We start from the raw sequence: 23494 nt of genomic DNA, 5'->3' as shown, positions 1-23494 counted from the left end.
ATTATTTGGCCATGCCGACAGGCAGGATGCGATTGTCGATGAACTGCGCCCAGATATAGTCCTGCGCGCCCAGTGCGTCATGCTGCGTAGGCGTGAAGGGGTGCTTGTAGGACTTGATCAGGCCGTCGTAGCCGTCGATCTGTTCGAAGCCCTGGCGGATGGCATCGCCGTCGGTGGAGCCGGCCTTGGCGATGGCCAGCGCCGTCAGCTGCATGGCGTCATAGGCATTGGCCACGCCCACCGCCGGTGTGATGTTTTCCGGGCCCTTGACGTCGGGATACTTGGCCTTCATCGCGGCGATCACCTTCTCACCCACCGGCGACTGCTTGCCGAAGAAGCTGTAGGTCTGCACGAAGTGCACTTCCTTGGCGTTGGGGCCGGCCAGTTCCGTGAAGCGGCCGCCCGCCGGGCCCCAGTGCGACACCACCGGCACTTTCCAGGCCATGCGGTCGAGCGACTTCACCACTTGCGCAGACGGCCCCACGTTGCCCACCAGCAGCAGCGTATCGGCGCCGGCTGCCTTCAGGCGGCTGAGCTGCGGCACCACGTCGACCGCGGTGTCGTCGAACTTCTCGCTGCCCACGGGCTGCAGACCCTTGGCGGTGAGCGCGGCGACGATGCCTTTCTGGTTCGACTCGCCCCAGGGGTTGTTGACCATGATCAGGCCGAACTTGGCACTCTTGAACGTCTTCTGCGCGTAGTCGACCATGCCGGCATCGACCTGTTCGTCCATCGCCGACACACGAAACACATAGTTGGGGTTGGCGCCGTTGCGGGTGATGGGCGTGCCCGCGGCCCACGGGCCCATGAAGGGCATCTTGGCCTGGTTCACCAGCGGCACGATGGCCATCGAGACCGGCGTGTCCAGGCCGCCGAATATCGCCGCGACCTTTTCCTTGTAGATAAGCTCGCGCGCCGCCGTCACGCCCTTGGCGGGATTGGCCTCGTCATCGCGGCGCACCAGTTCCAGCTTGCGGCCGCCCAGCAGGCCGCCCTTGGCATTGATCTCGTCGATGGCCACCTGCATGCCGCGCGAGATGGCTTCGCCGGCCAGCGCCGACTGGCCCGACAGGGCGGTGATCAAACCGATCTTGATGGGCTCGGCGGCCTGGGCCGCGGTGATGCCCAGATTGGCGCAGGCCAGGGCCAGGATAGCGCTGGTGAAGGTGCGGCGAGAAAGGCGCGACATGGAGTTCTCCCGATGGTGTCGTGGCGCGAATAGGCAGGAATGCCTGCATCGGGATCAAAGCAAAACCCATGCCAAGTCTGCTTGACTTGCGCCGATTCTGGCATGGACTTTGCTTGGGTTTCGTTTGAATTTTGCTTCAACTGGTTCATATCTTTGTCGGCAATCACTCCTATTTATTGACGACAATTTATCTGGATCCTGCGGCAAAAAATCAGGGCAAGACAGGCGGGCGCGCTCGACCCGCAAGCCGCGCACTGATCCACACCGAACCAAAGCGCGCACCAACATGGCGCAGAAGATGGGAGAAAACGATGCACGAGGCACCAATGCAGGACATCGGCGGCGCCGGCAGCGATCCGGGCGCGATCGTCGATGCATACCTGACCGTACTCATGAAGCCCGACCCCGAGGGCGCGCGGCGCTACGTCTCGCCCGCGTTGAAGATCCGCTTTACCGGCGGACGCGCCATGCGCGACCCGGCTGAATGCACCGCCTTCAACAAGTCGCGCTATGCCTGGGTGAAGAAGCGCTTCGAGGCCACCGAGGTGGTGGCGGGCGCCACGCCGGCATACGCCATCGTCTACAACCGCGGCACGCTGTACGGCGAGTGGCTGGACGGCACGCCCTTCGAAGGCAATCGCTATGTCGACCGTTATGAATTGCGCGACGGCCTGATCACGGCAATGGACGTGTGGAACGACAGCGCCGAATGGTTGCTGGCAAAGGCGGGCTTGCTGACCGCGGCAGGATTGCCCACGACGGCGGGGCTGGCAACGCGATGAGCAGCATGGACATGCCCGATTTCGGCGCGCTGGCCACGCACGGCCGCTTCCACTACTCGCCCATCCATCGGCGCCCGGACTACGTCTGGCCCAACGGCGCGCGGCTGGCCGTCTACCTGGGTTTCAACATCGAGCACTTCGCTTTCGGCGAAGGCCTGGGCGCCCGCCTGGGCCTGCATGTGGGCGAGCCCGACGTGCTCAATCACACGTGGCGCGAATATGGCAATCGCGTCGGCGCCTGGCGTTGCCTGGACCTGTTCGACGACTTGCGCCTGCCGGCCGGCGCCATCGTCAATACCGCCCTGCTGGATCATTGTCCCGAGCTGGTCGCGGCCTGCGCGGCGCGCGGCGACGAGTTGATCGCGCACGGCCACACCAATGCCGCGCACCACGGCGCCTACAGCGAAGCCGCCGAGCGCGCGCTATTGGCGCATTGCGCCGAAGCGCTGCAAGGCGTGGCGGGCCAGCGCCCGGCGGGATGGCTGTCGCCCTGGATCGCCGAGTCGCGCCTGACGCCCGACCTGCTGGCCGAGACGGGCTACCGCTACACGCTCAACTGGGCGCATGACGACCAACCCACCGCCATGCGCACGCGCAGCAATACGCCCCTGTGGTCCATTCCCTATCCGCAGGAGGTCAACGACATCCCCATGATCATGGGGCGCCTCATGGACGGCAAGGATTTCGCCCAGCTCATCATCGACAACTTCGACGAGATGCTGGACCAGTCGCGCCGCCAGCCGCTGGTCATGGGCATCGCCCTGCATCCTTATCTGGTGGGCCAGCCCTATCGGCTGCGCCACCTGCGCCGCGCCCTGGCGCACATCGCCGCGCGGCGTGACAGCGGCGAGATATGGTTCACCACGCCAGGCGCGATCTGCGCACACGTGACGGCACAAAACGGAAACACGACAACATGACATTGCCTTTCGACGACACCGTGGGCGCCTGGGTACCGCACGGACACTTCCGCCTGCCTCCTACGGGCCAGGGACCGCTGACCGGCCTCGCCTTTGCCGCCAAGGATCTTTACGACGTGGCCGGCCATCGCACGGGCGCGGGCAACCCCGCATGGCTGCGTACCCATGAACCCGCCGACGCGACCAGCCCCCTCATCGCGCAGTTGCTGCAAGCAGGCGCGACACTGCATGGCAAGGTGATCACCGACGAGCTGGCCTACAGCATCCAGGGCGAGAATGTGCACTACGGCACGCCGCGCAATACGCGCGCGCCCGATCGCGTGCCTGGCGGCTCGTCCAGCGGTTCGGCCGCCGCGGTGGCGGGCGGCCTGGTCGACTTCGCCCTGGGCACGGACACCGGCGGCTCCACGCGCGTGCCGGCCAGTTATTGCGGCCTGTGGGGCTTGCGCACCACCCAGGGCCTGCTGAGCACGCAACACGTGGTGCCGCTGTCGCCGCTGTTCGACACCATGACCTGGCTGGCCGCCCGCAGCGACGTCTTCGAACGAGTAGGCAGCGCGCTGTTGGGCCTGCCCGTGGATATGCCCCTGTCCGCAGCGCTGGATGCGCAATCGGACGCGCCGCGGGAAATCGCCTGGCGCGAGGCCATCGTGCTGACCGATGCCTGCGCCCAGGCCGACGCGGCCTTCGCGCCCTTGATCGATGCCGTGGCCGGTGCCTTGCAGGAGACCGGCTTGCCCGTGGCCCAGCAGGCGGCTTCCAGCACCGACCTGGAAACCTGGCGGCGTACCTACATCACCGTCTCGGCCTGGGATGCCTGGCGCACGCATCAGGCATGGATCACCGACGTGCGGCCGGACTTCGGGCCGGCCATCGCCGGGCGTTGGCAAGCCGCGGCCAGTATCGGCGCGGACGAGGCGGCCACCGCGGCCGCCGTCCAGGCCCGGCTGCGCGACGAAGTGCGCACCCTGCTGGGCGCGGACCGCGTGGCCGTATTGCCGTCGGCCTCCAGCGCCGCCATCGCGCACACGGCCGATCCCGCCACCGTCGATGCGATCCGCGCCCAGACTTTCCGCATCACCTCGATCGCCGGCCTGGCGGGACTGCCCCAGGTCAATATCCCGTTCATCGGTGGCGACGGGCTGCCCGCAGGCGTATCCTTGCTGGGTCCGGCCGGCAGCGATCTGGCCTTGATACGGCTGGCCATCTCCATCGGCACAAGACTTTCCGCCCTGGGCACGTAAGCATGAAAAAAGCGGTACGCAAGACTCCTTCCCCGGCACCGTCCGCGTCCCGGCCAGCGCCGGCACCCCGGGGCCGGCCCAAGGTGCGCTCGGACGCGCTGGTGGCGGACGCCACGGCTGCCGCGGCTGTCGCGGCCGAAGACGCCGAAACGCGAATCTACCAGTCCGTGGTGAGCGGCGTCATGGGCCAGCGCCTGCTGCCGGGTACCAAGCTGCCCGAGGCCGCGCTGTGCGAGCTGTTCGACGTGGGCCGCGGCGTGGTGCAGAAAGCCCTGCAGCGCCTGGCCCACGATCACGTGGTGGAGTTGCGGCCCAATCGCGGCGCCATCGTGGCCATGCCCACGCGCGAAGAAGTGGACAAGCTGTTCGAGGCCAGGCGCGTACTGGAGGCGGCCATCCTGCCGCTGGTGGCGAAGTCGGCCACCAAGGCCGATTTCGCCATGCTGCGCCGCCAGCTGCGCGAGGAACACCAGGCCATGCACAGCGCGCCGCAGACCGAATGGGCGCGCCTGGCGAGTACTTTCCACCTGACGCTGGGCGAGCTTTCCGGCAATCCGCTGCTGGCGCGCTACCTCACGGAGATCATCTCCCGCTGTGCCCTGGTGGTGGCCATCTTCCAGCCGCCCGGCAATGCCGCCTGCGAACATGACGAGCATGCGCGCGTGGTGGATTACCTGGAGGCGGGCAAGATCAAGGAAGCGGTGGCCGAGATGGATGCGCACCTGCGCGATCTGGAGTCGCACATCCAGCTGGTCGAAGACCAGACCGAACTCAGCCTGGCCGATATGCTGGGGCTCAGCTGAGAGCGGGCGCCCCTGGCCGCGGCAACAGCAACAGCAACGGCAACGTCAGCGCCGGCGCGTCGGACTGTCCTCCGAGGCGCTCAGCACGGCCGCCGCGCAATGCGCCTGCCTGAAGGCGTTATCGACGTCGATGCGCCACAGGGCACGCCGGCTGTCGGTATAGCGCGGCGCGCGGTCGCGCAGGATGGCGTAGCGCGTCGCGTCCCGGGACGGCTCCCCCCACACCCAATACGTCTCGTTGACCGCGTTGGCGCACAAGCGGCGGGTCATTTCCTGTTCGGAGATAAGGTTGCGCTGCATGGCAGCACCGTCGAACCGGCCGGCGTCGAACAGCTCCTTGCGCCAGTTGTCGCGCGTGGGAATGTCGGCCTGGGTCCAATCGTCGACCACCCACATCGGCGCAGCCAGGCGCAAGGTCATCGGCAGGTCGTACGGGTACACATGCAGCGCAATCAGCGTATCGGCGGGATCCATCTCGGCGCTCGCCGCCCGGCCCAGGTCCACCGAATTGGGCCGGGCCTTGACGGTGGCGATGACGGTACCGCCCACGCAGAACAGCACCGCCAGCGTCAGCGAGAACGCGAACCGGCGATTCGACTTGTCCCGACGCGGCGCGGCGCCCGTAACCCCGGCGATGATGACCTCCGCCGCCAGCGCCGCCACGGCGGGCAGCACGGGCAGGATGTAGCCGATCAGCTTGGAAGCCGGCAGGGAAAAGAACACCAGGATCACCGCCAGCCAGCACACCATCAGCCAGCGCACGTCGGCGCTCATATCCACCAGGGTCGCGGCCATCTGCACGGGGCGCGCCGGCGACGGGCGCCGCGTGTTGCGCCAGAATTCCTTGCGCATCGCGCCGCCCAGCCACAGCGTCCAGGGCACGGCCAGGGCCGCCACCACGGGCAGGTAGAACCAGAAGGGCTGCACGTTGTTGAAGCCGGTGGCCGCGAAGCGCTCGAACTGCTGGTAGACGAAAAAGTAATGCAGGAAGTCGGGAAAGCGCGTCTGCATCACCCAGAACCATGGCAAGGTCATGGCCAGGAACACCGCCAGCACCGGCGGCCACAGCAGCACCGAAAAGCCGCGCCAGCGCCGGCGCAAGACGAGCCACAGCACCAGGACGGCCCCGGGCAGGACCAGACCGATCAGGCCCTTGGCCAGCACCCCGAGCCCGGCCAGCACGCCCACCAGCAGCGACAGCGCGCGATAGGGCTGGCCCGCGCTGGCGCGCAGCACCACCGACGCGCCCACCAGGATGGTCATGCCGATCAGGCCGGCTACCAGCATGTCCAGGTTGGCGAACTGGGCCGCGCCGAAGAAGATGGGTTGCGTGATCAGGGCCAGCAATGCCACCGTGGCCGTCATGGGGCCGCGCCAGCGGCGCAGGAAAGCGTAGAGCACCATCGCCACGGCCCATGCGGCGAGCCACGAAGGCAGGCGCGCCGTCCACACGTGCGCGCCGAACAGGGCATAGGCCGCTTCCGCCATCCAGTAGTACAGCGGCGGCTTGTGGAAGAAAGGCATGCCGTCCAGGGTCGGCACCAGATGCAGGCCGGAGGTCAGCATCTCCCAGGCCACGCCGCCGTAACGGCCTTCGTCGGGCATGGTCAAGGGCCGCAGTCCGATCAGGAACAGCAACCAGATGCCGGTACCCAGGAAGACCACGATGTCCGAAGGGGCCGCGATCCAGCGGCGCAGGGCGGCTACTGCAGAAGAAACGAAGGCGGACAAACTGGATTCCTGGGGATGACTGCGTGTCGGTGACGGCGCAGGCAGGGGGAACAGCCCCTGCAAGACCCGCAGTATCGACGTGTCCTCGTCGAATTTGTATGAAATGAATACCTGGAAAATCAGGCCACTTCGAGCCGGTTCCCACCCAGGGACTTGGCACGGTACAAAGCCTGGTCGGCCGCCGCCAGTATGTCGATCAGGTCGGGGACTTTGTTCTCGAAGCGCGCCAGGCCGGCGCTGACCGTGGCCCGCATGCCCATGCCGGCGGCGCCGGTGGCGATGGTTTCAGCGAAATACTTGCCCACGGTGTCGCCCAGCGATTCGGCGCGCAATGCGTCGTGGCCCACCACCAAGGCGGCGAACTCTTCACCGCCTATGCGCGCCAGCACCGTCTTGTGGCCCAGTACGCTCTGGGCGATTTCCGCGAAGGACTTCAGTACCTGGTCGCCCGTCTTGTGGCCATACAGGTCATTGATGCTCTTGAACTGGTCCAGGTCGAAGGCCAGCACCGCGATCGGACCCTGCCCGCCACGGCCGCGCATGACCCGCCCGCCTTCCTCGAAGAACCAGCGGCGGTTGCCGAGCCGGGTCAGGTAGTCGGTGCGCGACTCCCGCAAGAGATGGCCGTGGCTTTCCTCGCGGATCAGCTTGAGCAGCGTCATTGGCAGGATCACCGAATACAGCACGCCTTCGTACAGGGTGATCTTGCCGGCGATCGGCTGCACCAGCGGCCCATAGGCCACCACCAGCCAGGGCAGGATGATGGCCCGGAAGAGATACAACGCGGCATGTATCCCCGTCACCGCCACGATGATGCGGCGGGAATAGAAGTTCTCCATCCCCTCGCACTTGATCATTTCGCGCGCCGTCAGGATGCTGACGACGGCGATGGGAAAGGCGCTGACATAGGCCCACACCACGTCCTGCCAGCGCGGGCCGCCGCCCACCCAGATCAGGGCCATCACGGCCAGCAGGCCCAGCGAAAACGCGCGGTACTGCCTGCCGCTCAGCGCCGCGACCCCGTTGAGGATGAGCAGATAGCCACCGAGGAACAGCAGGTTGGAAACCACGGCGCCGCTGATGCCGGGCAGCTCCTTGCGAAACATGACCGCCACGCAGCCGGCCGCGAGCGTGACGTATCCCGCCGCCAGGATGCGTAGTTCCTGGCCGCGCTGGGGATAGGTCCTGCCCTCCCAGACCGTCAACCCGGCACTGGCTAGTAGCGTTCCGATCGCGAGAATATAGAAAGTAAGAAGATCCACTTACACCGCTGACGAAAATATGCGGGCCCGGTAGATCGGGCCCGCGCGCGTATTTTACGTCGTTAATGGAAAGGCGGCCGCAAGGATACCCCTGTATTGCGGAGCGGGTTTTCACAACCATGGAATGACAATCGTCCTTGACGTGTAACCGGCACGCGGGCGCCCTCACTTGAGGGTCATGAAACGGTGATCCGCCTCACGACCATCACGTTCGCCACTGCTCTGCCATGCATTTGGCGAAAAGCAGGTCTGCGCCCGCGCCCTACCGGGCCGTGCACCTCCTCTGACATACTGCGCGGCTGCAAAAACCACCCGGATCCGCCGCGCCGGCGCGCGACTTCATAGAGCCCTCCATGACCACCATGACCCCTACCGAAAACCAGGCCGCGCGTAACGGCGGCCAGATCCTCGTCGAAGCCCTGCGCCGCAACCAGGTCGATACCGTCTACTGCGTTCCCGGCGAAAGCTATCTGCCCGTGCTGGACGCGCTCGCGGGCCACGCCAGCATACGCACTATCGTCACGCGCCATGAGGGCGCCGCTTCTAACATGGCGGACGCCCACGGCAAGGTGACCGGCCTGCCCGGCATCGCCTTCGTCACGCGCGGCCCCGGCGCCACGCATGCCGCCAATGGCGTGCATACGGCGCGCCAGGATTCCACGCCGATGATCCTGTTCATCGGCCAGGTGACGTCCCGGGAAAAGGAACGCGAAGGTTTCCAGGAAGTCGACTACCGCCAGATGTTCGGCGGCCTGGCCAAGTGGGCCACCGAGATCGAGCACATCGAACGGATTCCGGAGATCGTCAGCCGCGCCTTCAGCGTGGCGATGTCGGGCCGCAAGGGCCCGGTGGTGGTGGCGCTGCCGGAAGACGTGCTGTTCGGCACCGCCGCCGTGGCCGACATCGCCGCGGTGCGCGTGGCGCAGGCCGCGCCCGAGCCGCAGGCGGCGCAGGAACTGGCCGCGCTGCTGGCCAAGGCACAACGCCCCCTGGTGATCGTCGGCGGCACGGGCTGGACGGCGCAGGCGCAAGCCGACCTGCGCCGCTTCGCCTCGGCGTACAACCTGCCGGTGGCGGCGTCCTTCCGCCGCCAGGACGTGCTGGACAACCGCGACAGCCAATACGTGGGCCAGCTGGGGCTGGGCGCCTCGCCCGCGCTGGCCAAGACCCTGGCTGACGCCGACCTGCTGATCGTCCTGGGCAGCCGCCTGTCCGAAGTCACGTCCGGCGCCTATGAGCTGGTGCGCAGCCCGCAGCCGACGCAGCAACTGGTGCACGTGCACGCCGATCCGGAGGAGCTCGGCCGCGTCTATCGCGCCGACCTGCCGGTCAATGCGGCGGTGGTACAGGCGGTGGCGGCCTTTGCCGCGCTGCCGGCCGCCACCGGCACACGCCCGTGGGATGCATGGACCCGCGCGGCGCGGGCCGCGTATGAAGCCCATAACGCCCCGCTCGTGCGCGGCGCCGAGCAGCGCGGGGTGGAACTGTCGGCGGTGGTCGCGCATCTGTCCGCCACGCTGCCCGATGACGCCATCATCAGCAACGGCGCGGGCAATTACACGGTGTGGGTGCACCGCTTCTTCCGTTACAAACAGCTGGGCACCGAACTGGCGCCCACCAACGGCGCGATGGGCTACGGCCTGCCGGCCGCCATCGCCGCCAAACTGGCGCGTCCCGCCAGCACGGTGGTCTGCTTCGCGGGCGACGGCTGCTTCATGATGTACCCGCAGGAACTCGCCACCGCGGCGCAGTTCGGCGCGGCGGTGATCGTGGTGGTGGTGAACAACGGCATGCTGGGCACCATCCGGATGCACCAGGAACGCGAGTATCCCGGCCGCGTTTCAGGCACGGCGTTGATGAATCCCGACTTCCAGGTCTTCGCGCAATCCTTCGGCGCCTATGCCGAGCGCATCGAGCACGAAAGCGAATTCCCCGCCGCCTTCGAACGCGCCCGCGCCTCGGGCCGCCCGGCCCTGCTGGAACTGGTCACCGACCCGCTGCAGATCACTCCCGCGGCACGTCTGGACAAGGCCTGAGGTGTCCCGCCAGGCGCGCGCCAGGCCACGCGCCGCTGGCCACCAGGCCGGTGGCCACTTCACGGATGGCGGCGCTGAAAGACCACAGGGTCGACGGCGCCTGTTCCGTCCGGCCCAGTACCAGGCAGACGCAGCGCTCCGCGTCATCGCCCGGCAAGGGAAAGCCGCGCAAGCGGCCGAGGGCGATGTCGTCCGCCACGGACGCCAGCGGCAACACCGTGCAGCCGCAGCCCTTGTGTACCAAGGTGGCGGTAATGGCCGTGGAACTGTCGCTTTCCAGGGCCAGATCCACCTCGTGCCCGCGCCGCGCCGCCATGGCTTCGACGAACATGCGCAGGCCGTGATGCGTGCTGGGCAGGATCAGCGGCACGCCGTCCAGGCCCTGCTCGTCTACCCGTGCCTGCGTCATGGGATAGTTCACCGGCGTCACCAGATACAGCCTTTCGTGCAACAGCGGCTCATAAAGCATGCTGCCGGCATGTTCGGGCCGGTACAGGACGGCCACGTCCGATACGCCCCCCTGCAGGTCCGCCAGCAACGCGCTGGCCAGGCCTTCGGTGAAGTGCAGCCGGCTATGCGGAAAGCGCTGGCGCAGCACGTGGAACAGATCGCCGAACACCGTGCGCGCGATCGTCGGCTGCGCCGCGATATTGATGCGCGCCGGCCCCAACCCCGCATGGGTCGATATCGCTGTCTGCGCCGCCGCCAGCGTGTCGCGCACCTGCTCCGCATAGGTCAGCAGGGCCGCGCCTTGCGCGGTAACCGACACGCCCCGCCCATTGCGATGGAACAGCCGCGCGCCCAGCGTCTTTTCCAGCTGCGTGATGCGCCGGCTGACGCTGGACGCGTCAACGCCACCAGCCAGCGCGGCGCTGGAAAAACTGCCTGTCTCGGCGACGAGCGCGAAGACCGCCAGATCGTCCGAATTCATGTCTATGGGATTTCCGACGCCAAGTTGAACGGCACACGATGGTGAGCGCCGCATGAGGGGCCGACCCGGGATTTACCCTGGATGGCGCCCCGGGGCCCACGAGTATCAGGTAAAACTCATGGCACCCACGCCCGCACACGATACATGAAACCGCTACCGCTCATCGACATGCACGCACTGCGCGTCTTCCTGATCGCCGCGCAGGAACGCAATATGTCGACCGCCGCCACGCGGCTGCGGATCAGCCAGTCGGCCGTCTCGCAGACCATACGCAATCTGGAAAACCAGCTTGGCGCGATCCTGGTCAATCGCACGGAACGGCCGCTGTCCCTCACCCCCGCCGGCCAGGTACTGGTGGATCGTGGCGCTACCCTGCTCGACGGCGCACTGGATCTCGCCAACGCCGTCGCCGAAAGGGCCAAGGGCGTCAATCCCAGCATACGCCTGGGCGTGGTCGACTCCTTCGCCGCGACGTGCGGCGCGCGCCTGGCCCGCGCGCTGGCCGCGCGCACCACCCGCCTGGCCGTGCGCACGGGCCTGACGCCGGCATTGGACCAGCAGTTGCTGGAGCGCGAACTCGACCTGGTCATCTCGTCGGAGTTCCTGGGTGAGAACCCCGCCATCGCCAGCTACCCGCTGTTCACCGAATCATTCCTCGCCATCATTCCCACGCCCTTCCATCAGGGCCAGGCCACCGTCGCCGCGTTGCGCGAGCTGACCTCCGGCCTGCCGTTGATCCGCTTCAATGCCGAGTCGCACGTCGGCCAGCAGATCGACGAAATCGTCGGACGGCACCAGATCAAGTCACCTCGGCTGCTGGAATTCGAGACCGCCGACACACTGACCGCCATGGTGTCCGAGGCAATGGGCTGGGCACTGACCACGCCGCTGTGCGTGTTGCAGGCGGAACATCTGTGCCGTGGCGTCGAATTCTCGTACATCGACGACCTGCACGCGTCACGGACGCTATATCTGCTGGCGCGCGCCGATCAGCATGAAGGGTTCGTCGCCGACACCCTGCACCTGTGCCGCGAACTGCTGGCCGCGGAACTGGTTCCGCGCCTGGAGAAGCTCGATCCACGCCTCGCTGCCTGCATCAGCGTGCCCCACGCTACAACACCTGCGCCAGAAAGCGCCGGGTCCGTTCGTCACGCGCAGACGTGAACATAGTCAGGCTGTCGTTGCCCGGCGCCACGGCCATGTTCCAGCGCGTGGGCAACACGCCTTTCAAGGGCATGGCATGAGCGCCGCTCCAATCGGATTCGAGCAGGCGGCCCTGGATGAAAGTCTGGTCGTAGACATAGCCCACGCAGTTGCCCTGCTTGAGCGCCAGCAGCGGTTTTTCCGAACCATCGAACGCGGAAAGTTCGGCGCCATCGGTGCGGGCGACATCCTTGTTGTACCAGGACCCCGAGGTGGCGCACAGCGTCTTGCCCTTCAGATCGGCCCAATCGCTGGCCTTGGTCGACTTCGGCAGCAGCACATTGACGAAATCGGAATAGTACGGCGGGCCTATCGCCTGGACGACCTTGCGCTGCCCAGCACTCACTGGAACCGCGCCATGGAGAACGGCCTGAGGTCGATATCGCTGCGCTGTTCCACCACTTGCTGCGCCACCGCCTCGCCGATGCCGGCGGAATGCTTGAAGCCGTGGCCCGAGCAGGCGGAGACGACCGTGATACGGTCCTGCTCCGGGTGGCGGTCGATGATGAAGCGGCGGTCGGGCGTAACGGTATAAAGGCAGGCTGCCGCTTTCGCCACGCGCGGGGTCACCCCGGCGAGACGGCCGCGGACATTGGCCTCGTACATCGCCGCCGATTCAGCCGGCGTGACGTCGCGGTCCATGGCGTAAGGCGTAGTGCTGGTGGCGTACTGCTCCGTCGCGACTTTCAGTCGCGGATCTCCCGCCGCCGGTGGGAAGCCATAAAAATAATCCGTTTCCTGTTCGCCGTGCATCCAGATAAACACCGGGGACGAGGCTGGCTGCCAGGCGCTCATGTCTTCGAGCTCGTACCAGTGCAGCAGTTGACGGGTGACCGTGAGCAGGCGTTCGAACGCTCCCCCAAGCAAGCTGGCGCACCAGCTGCCGGCGGCCACCACCACCTGGTCGGCGACGATCGTGCCCTGGTCAGTGACGATGGTTACTCCACCAGCGGTCTGCTCGACGCTTTGCACCACCGTATTGTTGCGGATCTCCGCGCCCAGCGCCTGCGCTCGCGTGAGCTGGGCTTCGATGCATGCCTCCGGGCGCACATAGCCGCCGCCCGGTTCGAAGCAGGCCCATTCGCGACCGGACAGTCCGGTGAATTGCGGAAAGCGCCGCGCGATGGCGGCGCTGTCGATGACCTCGTGGGGAATATCGAAAGCCTCGGCACTGCTGATGGACCGTGCGACGAAGTCCGGCATCCCATGATGCAGCGCCTTGTTATCGCGCGGCGACATGATGAGCGTGCCGCAGCGATTGAACAGGGCCATCCCGGTGGCCGCTTCCAGCTCGCGCCAGATCCGGTGCGACGCCAGCACCAGCGGAACATAGTCCAGCCCCTCGCCGACGGCCTGCCTTGTAATGCGCGTCTCGCCGTGGCTGGACCCCAGCGCGTGCGGGGCCGCGTAGCGTTCGATGCCGACGGCCTTTACGCCACGCCTGGCAAGCTGGTACAGGGTCGCGCTGCCCATGGCGCCCAGACCGATGACTGCAACATCTACCCGCGTTTCCATTCGATGCCATGCCTCGTGGTGATTGACACCGCAAAGGCTAGGGCGGCACCCCGCGCGCCGTCAATGACAGGCGCGCTTGATGAAGCAAAACTGATTGGAAGCATCAACCGTGCTTATGTTGATGCACTCAGAACGGCAGGCGATAGCTCAGGCTGCCCCAGTAGCGCGTGGTCTCGGCTTCGGTGGTCGCGTTGCCGGCCAGCGAGAACGTGCCCTTGCCCACACCCACTTCCATGCCCACGCCGAAGCGCAGCCAGTTCTGCTTGTATTTCTGCCCGTCCAGGTTGAAGGACGACAGTCCAAGTATCTGGCCGCTGGCGTCACTGCCCTTGCTCTCGAAGCGATGCACGCCTTCGACGCGGCCCAGCAACTTGACCTTGTCCGACAGATCGTAGACGCCGTCCAGCCCCAGGCGCGCCTGCGTCGAGTGATCGTTACGGGCATCCCAGCTCACCGGGAAGCCGCCGTTGCTTTCGGTGTAGCTGCCCATGTGAGTACGCATGTAAAGCAACGACGTATAGGGCGTCAGCGCGTAGCGTTCGCCTTGAACCGCGTTGAGCCAGTCCAGGCGCCCTTGCGTGGCCCAGGTGTGCTGCGACGCCGAGCCGGTGGAATGCACCTGGAAGCCCGCGTTGTCATAGCCGCGGCGCACGTCCGTATCGCCGAAGTTGTAGTAGGCGCTCAAGGTGCCATACAGCGGGGTGCCCGGAATGGCGGAGATGAATTCCGGCAGGATGTAGGTACCAAGCGCGCGGATGTTGCCGTCATAGACGGTGTCCTGGCTGCTGTAGCTGCGGCCCACCGCGATCTTGCCCATGGACTTTTCGCCTATGCCGCGCGCATAGCCGATTTCGATCGCACCCTGGTCGGCGTGGTTGTCGCTCGATACATCGGCACGGCCCCAGTCGCCGGTGCTCCAGACGTATTGCTGGTTGCCCGAGATCAGGCCACGCATCGGACTGCCGTGCGCACCGGTCAGCACCATGCCGGTGTCCTGCAAGGCCTGGCTGGAGGCCTGCGACGCCGCGTTCAAGCTGTTCATGTAGTTGGCCAGCGTGATGATGCCGGAGCCGGCGCCCGTGGGCGGCGGTTCTACAGGGGGCGGGGGAGCAGCAGGATCGGTGGGAGCCGTCGGCGGGGTAGTGGTGGTGGTCGTCTCCACGACACGCGCGACGTAGATATTGCCGTCCGCCAAGGTGCCGGTAACGGTGTTGCCGTCGGCGCTCACCGCTTGCGCGCTCTGTACGGCGACGGCAGTGCTCGCCACCGCGATACCTTTGCTGGTCAACCATTCCGGGATGGTCTGCATTCCGGTGGACGCCGTCCAGCGATAACCGTCAGCCACCGTGGACACGGGATTCTGGACCAAACCCACCACCACGTCGCCGCTTGCGTTGACGTCCAGGGCGGTCGACCATGAGGTGGTATCGCCATGCAGGTAGCCCAGGCTGACCGGGCCGGTTGCCGCGGTCCAGCGGAACGATAGAGGGCTCAAAGGACCGCCCGCGACAGTACCGCTTGCCAGACCCACCACGACGTCCCCAGCCGCGTTGATACCCAACGGAACCGTCATGGTGCCGCCGGGCAGGTGGCCCAGGCCCACCATGCCATCCGTGCTGGTCCAGCGCCAACCGTCGAGGGTGGAGCCGCCGCCCGCTACCGGCGACATACCATATCCTATCGCCACCGATCCATTGCCGTTCAGCTTGATAACGGAACTTGCACCGGCGGCGTATGCCGAGGTCGTATCCAGCCTGGTCACCGTCGGTGACGGGCCCAGGGTCGCGATGATTGCCTCCGCGTTGCCCGTCCCGCCGGGATAGTACGCGTACCCCCCGACGACATTGCCGTCAGTGCTGACGGCAGTGATGCTCGCGGCCAGCGGACCCGGAATCGCGATGACAGTACGCGCGCCCGTCGCCACGTTCCACATGACGCCACGGCCGTCCGTCGTCGTGTTGATTTCGCTGCCTACGACGAAGGAGCCATCGCCGCTGATGCCCGCCGCCACGGTCTGCGGATAGGCGGGATCGGTACTCAATAATTGCACCCCACCCGCAGCGGTGTAGATGTACGGCCTCTGCACGCTGCCCCCATCCGTCGCCGTTCCGGCCACCACGTTGCCGTCCGAACTGATGTCCATGCTGAACTGGCCTAGCGTATAGCCAGGCGACATGACCAGGCCTGACGGCAAGGTGGCCGCTGTCAGCCCACCCGAATATGTTGTTTCGGCGCACACGGCACTGCCGGCACAAGCGAGGGTAATCCCCAGGCTGAGCGTGCTGAGACGAAATACGCGATTGTTCGTTCTTCGGGAAAAGTGGTTCATGAAAGTCCGGATGGGAGGCTTGCGTTGACTAATTCGCAATCACATGCACGGATATGGTGCAGTCGCGGCGCCCGTCAGGCGCAGCCGTTCAGGCATTTTTCATGCATCCGGGCTCGACAGCCGGACCCCGGCGCCTCGGCCGCGCCATTCTCCCGGGATAGTCGACGGGATCAGCGTGGCCATGCTTGCTCGACGGGGTTTCCAAACCTTACGATTGCGAGGAAATGTGGGCGCAAAGGTAAGGGCGCAGTCCATCCATCGTCTATCCAAAATTAGTCCGACGTCGCATGCATCCAGTACCACTGAGCGCGGCTCCGCCCAAGCGGATGCAGCCGGTCAATGCCCACCGCATCACCACGGCCGCATTGGCGTTCGTCGATGCCAATCCCCATGAACCGCTGACAGTAATGAAGCTGTGCTTGGCGCTGAAGGTCAGCCGGACTTACCTGCAACGCAGCTTCCTCGAAATCTACGGCGTATCGCCGCTGGCCTATCTGCGCATGCGCCGGCTCAATGACGCGCGGCGGGCGCTGAAGGCCGCGCAGGGGACGGACGTCACCGTGGCGGAAGTCGCCATGGGCAACGGTTTCTTCCACTGCGCCCGCTTTGCCAAGCATTACTTCCAGCAGTTCGGCGAGCTGCCCTCCGCCACGCTGGGCCGGCCGAGCCGGCCGGCTCGAACCGCGCCCGTCCCGGACGGTCAGACCAGGTAAGCCGTCAGTTTCTCCAGCATCGCGTCGCACGCCTCGATTTGCGCGATCTCGACATATTCATCGGCTTTGTGGGCGACCTCGATGCTGCCCGGTCCGCACACCAGTACCGCCGTGTCGCGCCATTGCTGCTGGAACAACCCGCCTTCCGTTCCGAACGCAACCTTGGTCAGGCCGGTGCCCGCGGGCAACCATGACGACAACAGCTGTACGCCAGGTGAATCGGCGGCGGTGGCCAGGCCCGGATAGGTGTTCACCACGTCGACCGTGGGCGGCGCGGCGACCGGCAAATCCTGGTCAAGCGCCTGCTCATGCGCCCGGGCCTCGCGCATCCGCGCTTGCGTCAGTTCCAGCACCCGCGCCAGGATCTGCGCCGGGTCGTCCTGCGCCACGTTGCGTATCTCGAAATTGACTTCGCACTGCGCGGGCACGATGTTCAGCGCGGCGCCACCCTTGATGGTGCCGGCGTGCACCGTCGTGTAGGGGATCGCATATCCTTCCTCGCGCGGTCCGTCCTGGGCCAGTTCGCGCTGTACCTCGCGCATGGCCGCTACCAGGTCGGCGGCGGTATGGATGGCGTTGACGAAACGCGGCGCCAGGCCCGAATGCCCGGCCTGCCCGCAACACAGCGCGCGATAGGCTGCCTTGCCTTTATGGCCGGTGCCGATTTTCATCAGCGTGGGTTCGCCCACCACGCACAGGGTCGGCGCCGGCTTCATGTGCTCCAGCGCACGGATCAGATGGCGCACGCCCACGCAGCCGATTTCCTCATCGAAGGACAGGGCCACGTGCAGCGGCCGCTTCAAGGGCAGACCGGCCGCACGCACCATGGCCATCACCGCGCAGGCGACGAAGCCTTTCATGTCGGCGCTGCCGCGGCCGTAGATGCGGCCATCGCGCTCGGTCGCGGCGAAAGGCGGGACGGTCCAGGGCTGGCCCTCGACCGGCACCACGTCGGTATGGCCGGACAACACGACGCCTGGCACGTCCTTGGGCCCCACCGTCGCGAACAGATTGCAGCGGCTCTCGTCCTGCGGATCCGCCACCACGGTCGATTCGATGCCGGCCCCGGCCAGCACCGCCTGTATGCGTTCGATCAGCGCCTGGTTGGGCGTCAACGTGACGGAAGGAAACGCGAGCAGTTCACGCAGCAAGTCGAGACTGGTGGACGGCGGGGATGAATTCATGGAATTGCCTCTATTGATTCGGATCGCCGCCAGCGGCGGCGGCGTCGGGCACGTAGGGATCGAAGAAGCTGCCCTCGCTCATGCCGGGAATGTACTGGTCCGAGATATACGCGCGGCAACGCTGCATGAACACTTCCGTCAGCCGCGACGGTTTCATCGGCTTGTAGGTGGTGAGCCCCAGCAGCATGGGCCGGTGTTCCCCCACCAGGCGCAATCGCACCAGCCGCTTGCCGTCGAGCGCTTGCGTCGACTTGGGCCGCACATTGAAGAGGGCATAGCCTATGCCGTTGGCGACCATGGAGCGCACCACTTCTTCGGAGCGGGAACGGGCGACGATATTCGGCTCAAGGCCATGCTTGGCGAACAGGGACATGAAATATTCCCGGCTCAAGGGCAGGTCGAGCAGCACCATGGGCAGCTTGGCGAGTTCATCCAGCGTCACCGCAATCTGCTGCGACAAGGGGTGCAGTTCACTGACGACCACGTGCGGCGGCAGATGCGCCAGCGTTTCGAACGCAATCTCGTCACCCAGCCTCAGGTCGTAGGTCAGCGCGATGTCGATATCCAGCGTGTGCAGTTTTTCGATCAGCAACTGCTGGTCACCTTCCACCATATGCAGGTCGACTTTCTCGAAGGCCCGCGAGAAACCGAAGATCACTTCCGGCGCGATCATCGCGGCCAGGGACTGGAAGCAGCCGACCCGCAACGTGCCCTGGATCGAATTGCTCGACAGCGACGCGATCTCATACAGCCGCGACGCCCGTTCCAGCAGGTCCTCGCACTCGCGCATCACCTGTTGCCCCAGCACCGTCAGCGCCAATCCCTTGGACGGATGCCGCACGAACAGCTGCACGTCGAGTTCGGCTTCGACGTGCGCGATGGCCGCGGATATCGACGGGGCCGAGATGTGGATCTGCGCCGAGGCCGCGGCGATGCTGCCATGCTTGGCCGTGGCGACGAAGTACTCCATCTGTCGCAGCGAAATGCGATTGAGCATAGTCCGGGAGGAAAGAACAGGGTTGAGCGGAAGTGTATCCACTATGCCCGGACTATGGGACCTGGCGCGCCGCGGGTTTTCTCGCACGGCCAACTCAGGTTTGGCGCTCACGGATTGCCTGGTACGCCGAAGCTGGGCGCCGACGTCGGATTCCTCGCCCGTGTGATGTAGTCCTGGACTTGCGGCTCGTAGACCTTCCACGCTTCGTACAGGGTCTCGACGGGACACGAATCGACCCAGTCCATGCGCAGGTCCACCATGGGCCAATCCAGGTCGCCATAGACCAGCAGGCCGGCGGAATGCACGGGTCCTTCTTCGCCGCCTGCCGCCTGGCCGGCCAGCAGGGCCTGCATCAGCCGCTCGGCCAAGGTCCCCTGGGCCCGGTCGAACGCGGACAGCATCGCGGCGGGCACGTCCAGCGTCGCCAGCATGTTGCCGGCGCAACTGGCGTGCTCTCCCGTGGCGCCGGCCAGCCGGCCCAAGGCGTCCGCGCCCGTGTACACCGCCGGGGCGTGGCGAGCGTCGATGGCCATCAGCTGCCTGTAGCTGAGATAGGGACGTGCCTGCAGGGACTCGATGGCTTGCGCAGGCGTGGCGCCGGCCGCCAGCGCGTCCAGGAGGGCCGGCCCCAACGCAGGGTCGGTGATGTTCTGGCTGACGACAGCGCCGACGCCGGCGCGGGCACGGATGCAGCGCGCGGCCACGGCCGGTGATGACGACGATACCGCCGCGCCGAACTGGCCCGACGTCGGGCAGCGCGCAATGATGGAGAAAGTCATTACCAGAGCCTCGGCCTAAGTCAATCAGGAATAACCGCAGTCGCATCGATCTCCACCAGCCACTCCGGCCGCGCCAGTGCCGACACCACGATGCCCGTGGAAACCGGAAATACGCCCTTGAGCCATTTGCCGACCACGCGGTAGACCGGCTCGCGGTAGCGGGGATCGATGATGTAGATGGTGATCTTGCAGATATGTTCGAGTTCGCCGCCGGCTTCCCGCAGCAGCATGTCGATGTTGTGCATGGCCTGTTCGGCCTGGCCTGCCGCGTCGCCGATGCAGACGCTTTCGGACGTATCCAGGTTCTGGCCGATCTGGCCGCGCAGGAATACGGTGCTGCCGCGCGCGACGACTGCCTGGCACAAGTCGTTATCGAGGCTCTGTTCGGGATACGTCGCTTTGGTATTGAAGGTGCGTATGCGGGTATGTTTCATGGCTCGTCGAGAAACTAGGGTTTATCCGGAGGCCTGCGGTTCAAGGACAGTCCAGGCTTGTCGATAGTCGGCTCAAGCCCGGCGCGCGCCTATTTGTTTTTTCCGGTGTCCCGTCTCGGAAATTCCGACGCGAACCGTGCCCGCGCGAGCCATCAGGAAATTCGATCCCTGCATAAGGAAAAGGCGACTTGGTGCCTCAGGTCGTCTCTCTCATCATTGGTTGGCGTTGACGCAGCCTCCTTGGCGTGGAGAAACCATTGCCTCTCAAGGGGCGCTGCCCGCAAGCCAGACCTCACGATACGGAGCCGCGCGTTGAACACCCTCTCGAATTCCCTTCAAGCCGATACATCCGGCAAAGCCTATCCCCGGTTCCGCTATGACGGCTCTGGCGACCTGGCGCGTATCGGCCTGATCTATATCGCCTCCAGCGTCGTCATGGAGGAAGAGATGTGGGCCATGTCGGCGCCCGGCGTCTCCACCCACACCGCGCGCGTCAAGCTGCCGAAGGTGACCGTCGAGGGAATCGAAGCGATGATGAACGCGCCGGAGCTGGAGCAGGCCGCCCGCATGGCTGGCGCTGCGCCTATCGATGTATTGCTTTTCGGCGGAACCAGCGCCTCGTTCCTGCATGGAACGGCTTATGACCATGCGCTGATCGAGAAGCTGCGCCAATGGGTGCCGGGACCGAAGATCACCACGGCATCGACGGCGACGCTGGCCGCGTTGAAGCAGGTCAAGGCGGGCAAGGTGGCGCTGGCCACGCCTTACCTTCCCGAGATCCATGAGCGCGCCATCCGTTTTCTGGAAGAGAACGGCCATGAGGTAGTGAAGAGCGCTTACCTGGGCATTTCGGATGACCATGCGCTGGCCGAAGTGTCGCTGGAACAGGTGTACGACCACGTCCTGTCCGTCGACCATCCGGATGCCACCGCGATCTTCGTCTCGTGCACGAACTTCAGAACGGTGGGCGCCATCGAGGCCCTGGAGCAGAAGCTGGGCAAGCCGGTCATATCCGCCATCCAGGCGTCCTTCTGGCACTGCCTGGAACTGACCGGCGCGGTGGGCGCCAAGCCTGGCTACGGTGTGCTTTTCAATGGCAGGACGGCGGCATCGGCCGCGGCTTGAGCAGGGAGCCACGCAGCGGATTCAAGCAGTAGACAGAGGACCTGTCGGCGGCCACAAGGCTGACCGCCGACAGCACTGATCGATATATACAAGGGGAATAAAAATGAAGTTCAAATCATCCATCGCGGCTTTCACAATGGCCGGTGTCTCGCTCCTGGCCAGCAGCCTTGCGCCCGCCCATGCGGAAAAACTGGTGCTGGGCAACGAGGGCAGCTATCCCCCGTTCAGCATGGTGGACCCATCGGGCCGCCTCACCGGCCTGGAGCCCGACCTTGCGCGCGAGATGTGCAAGCGCATGAATGCGCAATGCGAGATCGTGGTCATGGACTTCAAGGGGCTGATCCCCGCCCTGCTGCAGAAAAAACTGGACGCCGTCGTCAGCCAGACCAAGCCGCTGCCGGAACGCAAGGAAAAAGTGCTGTTCGGCCGGCCCATCCTGTTCAACCCGGATTCCTATGTGGTGCCGGCCGACAAGAACTACGCGTTCACCAAGGCCGGCTTGAAAGGCGTGCGCATCGGCTTGCAGAGAGGATCGGCCCAGGCCAAATACGTGGGAGAGCAGTTCGGCGATGCCGTGCAGATCGTGTTCTACGACAATCCGGACCAGATCAGGCTGGACCTGGCCAACGGCCGGCTGGACATGAGCCTGGGCCCGAAGATCAGCTGGACCAATGAATTCCTTTCCAAGCCCGAGGGCAAGAACTGGAAGTTCGCCGGCGGCGACCTGTGGACGGGCGGCGGCGAAGCGGGATCGAGCTGGATCGCGCGCAAGGACAGCGCGGAACTGCTGAACCGCATGAACGCCACGCTGGACACCATCATCAAGGACTGCACCTTCACCACGCTGCGCAAGAAGTATATGGACGTGGCGCTGCTGCCCGAAGAAGCCGCCTGCAAATAAGGCGAGGACGTAGCCATGCCTTCGATGGGCTTCGTGCAACAACTCGGGATAGGCGCCCTGACCACGATACAGGTGGCGGTGTGCGCCTATTTATTGGCCCTGGCGATCGGCACGCTGTTCGCCCTGGCCACGCTGCGCCCGCGCTTGCTGACGCAACTCATCTGGGTGCCTTACGCGTCCGTGTTCACGGGCGTGCCGTCGCTGCTCGTGGCCTTTCTCTTCTACTACGGCGGCTCGGACATCGTCGCCAGCCTGCTGGCGCCGTTCGGCATCGCCACGAGCATCGAAGTCACGCCCTTCATGGCGGCGGTCGCGGCCCTGGGCATGGTGTATGGCGCCTATCTCGCCGACTTGATACGCAGCGCCATCCAGAACGTGCCGCACGGCCAGTTCGAGGCGGGACGGGTGCTGCTGGTGCCGCGCCGCATCATCTGGCTGCGGGTGATCCTGCCGCAGATGCTGCGCCTGGCGCTGCCGGGCATGACCAATATGTGGATCGTGGTGCTGAAGGATACGGCCCTGGTGTCGCTGATCGGCCTGAAGGAAATCATGGCCTACGCCAAGCTGGCGTCGGGCGTGACGAAAGAACCGTTCATCTACTACCTGCTGGCGTCCGCTTTCTTCCTGGGAATGACCTGGCTTACGTACTACGTCGCCAGGAATGTGGAACAGTGGGCGGGGCGCGGCTTCCACCCGATCGTGACCAAGGGAGCCTCGCATGTACTTTGACCCGCAAGTCGCATGGGACAGCTTGCCCAAGCTGCTGGCGGGAACCGCCACGACCTTCGCGGTGTTGCTGCCCGTCCTGGTCTTCGGCCTTCTGCTGGCCTTGCCCATCGCATTGGCGCGCTTTCGTCCCGGGCCCCGGTCCGTCCTGGCCGCCGCCTATATCGGCTTCTTTCGCGGCGTGCCCAGCCTGGTGCTGCTGTATCTGATCTATAGCGGACTGCCTCAGTTCGCCATCGTGCGCGGGACCTTCCTCTGGAACCTCTTCTCCAATGCCTATGTATGCGCGTGGATCGGCCTGGCGCTGACCCACTCCGGCTTCATGGCCGAGATCATTCGTGGTGGGTTGGCGGCCGTCCCGCAGGGCACCCTGGAAGCGGCGGCGACACTGGGCTTGAAGCCACGCCAGATCCTGTTCCGCCTGCGCCTGCCGCTGGCCGCGCGCTATGTGCTCAGGGCGTATCAAAACGAGCTGCTCATCATGGTCAAGAGCACCGCGGCGGTCAGCGCCATCACCCTGGTGGACCTGACGGCCGCCGCCAATACCGTCTTCGACTACACCTACGATCCCTTTACGCCCCTGATGACGGCAGCCGCCATTTACTGGTGCATCACCAACGGCATCCGCCTGGCGTTCGCCGCGGCGGACCGCAAGTTCAACCGTTATCTCGCCAGGGCCTGAATCCACCA

At 65.7% G+C, this 23494-nt stretch carries 22 protein-coding genes; 11 read left to right on the top strand and 11 right to left on the bottom strand.

The features are described from left to right. Position 1: 1 nt before the first annotated feature. A complete protein-coding gene (locus tag CEY05_RS17980) occupies positions 2–1189 on the bottom strand; it encodes an ABC transporter substrate-binding protein (RefSeq protein WP_088596865.1) in 1188 nt (395 codons plus the stop codon). Between the two features lie 311 nt (positions 1190–1500). Between CEY05_RS17980 and CEY05_RS17975 the strand changes: the two genes are divergently transcribed. From CEY05_RS17975 to CEY05_RS17960, 4 genes are read left to right on the top strand one after another with little or no spacing between them, the layout of a single operon-like run. After that, the gene (locus CEY05_RS17975; protein WP_088596864.1) at positions 1501–1971 is read left to right on the top strand and encodes a nuclear transport factor 2 family protein; all 471 of its coding nucleotides are present in this window, start codon (positions 1501–1503) and stop codon (positions 1969–1971) included. Next, complete coding sequence (locus tag CEY05_RS17970) at positions 1968–2891, top strand: polysaccharide deacetylase family protein (protein WP_233161581.1); 924 nt, start codon at positions 1968–1970, stop codon at positions 2889–2891. Before CEY05_RS17975 ends, CEY05_RS17970 begins: the two co-directional genes overlap by 4 nt. Then, entirely contained in the window at positions 2888–4135 is a 1248-nt protein-coding gene (locus CEY05_RS17965) for an amidase (protein ID WP_088596863.1), read from the top strand. Before CEY05_RS17970 ends, CEY05_RS17965 begins: the two co-directional genes overlap by 4 nt. Before the next feature lie 2 nt (positions 4136–4137). Beyond that, the gene (locus tag CEY05_RS17960; RefSeq protein ID WP_088596862.1) at positions 4138–4938 is read left to right on the top strand and encodes a GntR family transcriptional regulator; all 801 of its coding nucleotides are present in this window, start codon (positions 4138–4140) and stop codon (positions 4936–4938) included. Positions 4939–4983: 45 nt separating this feature from the next. On the opposite strand, the gene CEY05_RS17955 is transcribed toward CEY05_RS17960, so the two are convergent. Together CEY05_RS17955 and CEY05_RS17950 are read right to left on the bottom strand one after the other, a co-directional pair. Next, complete coding sequence (locus tag CEY05_RS17955) at positions 4984–6669, bottom strand: glycosyltransferase family 39 protein (protein WP_088596861.1); 1686 nt, start codon at positions 6667–6669, stop codon at positions 4984–4986. 119 nt (positions 6670–6788) lie between these two features. Further along, complete coding sequence (locus CEY05_RS17950; protein WP_198952821.1) at positions 6789–7931, bottom strand: diguanylate cyclase; 1143 nt, start codon at positions 7929–7931, stop codon at positions 6789–6791. 353 nt (positions 7932–8284) lie between these two features. On the opposite strand from CEY05_RS17950, the gene CEY05_RS17945 reads away from it, so the two are divergent. Next, the gene (locus CEY05_RS17945) at positions 8285–9967 is read left to right on the top strand and encodes a thiamine pyrophosphate-binding protein (protein WP_369825962.1); all 1683 of its coding nucleotides are present in this window, start codon (positions 8285–8287) and stop codon (positions 9965–9967) included. On the opposite strand, the gene CEY05_RS17940 is transcribed toward CEY05_RS17945, so the two are convergent. Next, positions 9936–10898 (bottom strand): LysR family transcriptional regulator, encoded by a 963-nt coding sequence (locus tag CEY05_RS17940; protein WP_158219354.1) that lies wholly within the window; start codon positions 10896–10898, stop codon positions 9936–9938. The genes CEY05_RS17945 and CEY05_RS17940 overlap by 32 nt on opposite strands. A 144-nt stretch (positions 10899–11042) precedes the next feature. Between CEY05_RS17940 and CEY05_RS17935 the strand changes: the two genes are divergently transcribed. Next, complete coding sequence (locus tag CEY05_RS17935; RefSeq protein ID WP_158219353.1) at positions 11043–12062, top strand: LysR family transcriptional regulator; 1020 nt, start codon at positions 11043–11045, stop codon at positions 12060–12062. On the opposite strand, the gene CEY05_RS17930 is transcribed toward CEY05_RS17935, so the two are convergent. From CEY05_RS17930 to CEY05_RS17920, 3 genes are all read right to left on the bottom strand, one after another. After that, complete coding sequence (locus tag CEY05_RS17930; protein WP_088596858.1) at positions 12010–12447, bottom strand: transporter substrate-binding domain-containing protein; 438 nt, start codon at positions 12445–12447, stop codon at positions 12010–12012. The genes CEY05_RS17935 and CEY05_RS17930 overlap by 53 nt on opposite strands. After that, the gene (gene solA / locus CEY05_RS17925; protein WP_088596857.1) at positions 12444–13616 is read right to left on the bottom strand and encodes an N-methyl-L-tryptophan oxidase; all 1173 of its coding nucleotides are present in this window, start codon (positions 13614–13616) and stop codon (positions 12444–12446) included. Before solA ends, CEY05_RS17930 begins: the two co-directional genes overlap by 4 nt. 127 nt (positions 13617–13743) lie before the next feature. Beyond that, complete coding sequence (locus tag CEY05_RS17920) at positions 13744–15945, bottom strand: autotransporter domain-containing protein (protein ID WP_088596856.1); 2202 nt, start codon at positions 15943–15945, stop codon at positions 13744–13746. A gap of 287 nt (positions 15946–16232) precedes the next feature. Between CEY05_RS17920 and CEY05_RS17915 the strand changes: the two genes are divergently transcribed. After that, on the top strand, positions 16233–16658 hold the full coding sequence (locus CEY05_RS17915; protein WP_088596855.1) for a helix-turn-helix domain-containing protein: 426 nt from the start codon (positions 16233–16235) through the stop codon (positions 16656–16658). Here the strand turns inward: CEY05_RS17915 and argE are convergent. From argE to CEY05_RS17895, 4 genes are all read right to left on the bottom strand, one after another. After that, a complete protein-coding gene (gene argE / locus CEY05_RS17910; RefSeq protein WP_088596854.1) occupies positions 16646–17842 on the bottom strand; it encodes an acetylornithine deacetylase in 1197 nt (398 codons plus the stop codon). The two genes, CEY05_RS17915 and argE, sit on opposite strands and share 13 nt — an antisense overlap. 10 nt (positions 17843–17852) lie before the next feature. Further along, positions 17853–18839 (bottom strand): LysR substrate-binding domain-containing protein, encoded by a 987-nt coding sequence (locus CEY05_RS17905; RefSeq protein WP_088596853.1) that lies wholly within the window; start codon positions 18837–18839, stop codon positions 17853–17855. Between the two features lie 107 nt (positions 18840–18946). Further along, positions 18947–19618, bottom strand: a complete 672-nt coding sequence (locus CEY05_RS17900; protein WP_088596852.1) for a DUF1028 domain-containing protein — start codon at positions 19616–19618, stop codon at positions 18947–18949. A 20-nt stretch (positions 19619–19638) separates the two neighbouring features. After that, positions 19639–20052: a RidA family protein gene (locus tag CEY05_RS17895; RefSeq protein WP_088596851.1), complete on the bottom strand. Its 414-nt coding sequence runs from the start codon at positions 20050–20052 to the stop codon at positions 19639–19641. A gap of 312 nt (positions 20053–20364) precedes the next feature. Between CEY05_RS17895 and CEY05_RS17890 the strand changes: the two genes are divergently transcribed. The 4 genes from CEY05_RS17890 (at position 20365) to CEY05_RS17875 (ending at position 23486) form a co-directional block, all read left to right on the top strand. Then, positions 20365–21177 (top strand): Asp/Glu racemase, encoded by an 813-nt coding sequence (locus CEY05_RS17890; RefSeq protein ID WP_088596850.1) that lies wholly within the window; start codon positions 20365–20367, stop codon positions 21175–21177. A gap of 103 nt (positions 21178–21280) precedes the next feature. After that, a complete protein-coding gene (locus CEY05_RS17885; protein ID WP_088596849.1) occupies positions 21281–22078 on the top strand; it encodes a transporter substrate-binding domain-containing protein in 798 nt (265 codons plus the stop codon). Positions 22079–22093: 15 nt separating this feature from the next. Further along, positions 22094–22807 (top strand): ABC transporter permease, encoded by a 714-nt coding sequence (locus tag CEY05_RS17880; protein ID WP_088596848.1) that lies wholly within the window; start codon positions 22094–22096, stop codon positions 22805–22807. Continuing rightward, on the top strand, positions 22797–23486 hold the full coding sequence (locus CEY05_RS17875) for an ABC transporter permease subunit (protein ID WP_088596847.1): 690 nt from the start codon (positions 22797–22799) through the stop codon (positions 23484–23486). Before CEY05_RS17880 ends, CEY05_RS17875 begins: the two co-directional genes overlap by 11 nt. Positions 23487–23494 lie beyond the last annotated feature (8 nt).

This window comes from Achromobacter sp. HZ34 (assembly GCF_002209485.1).
In the GTDB taxonomy this organism is placed as follows: Bacteria; Pseudomonadota; Gammaproteobacteria; order Burkholderiales; family Burkholderiaceae_B; genus Bordetella_C.
The sequence above is the reverse complement of the archived record's forward strand: the minus strand, read 5'-3'. Positions and strand labels throughout refer to the sequence as shown.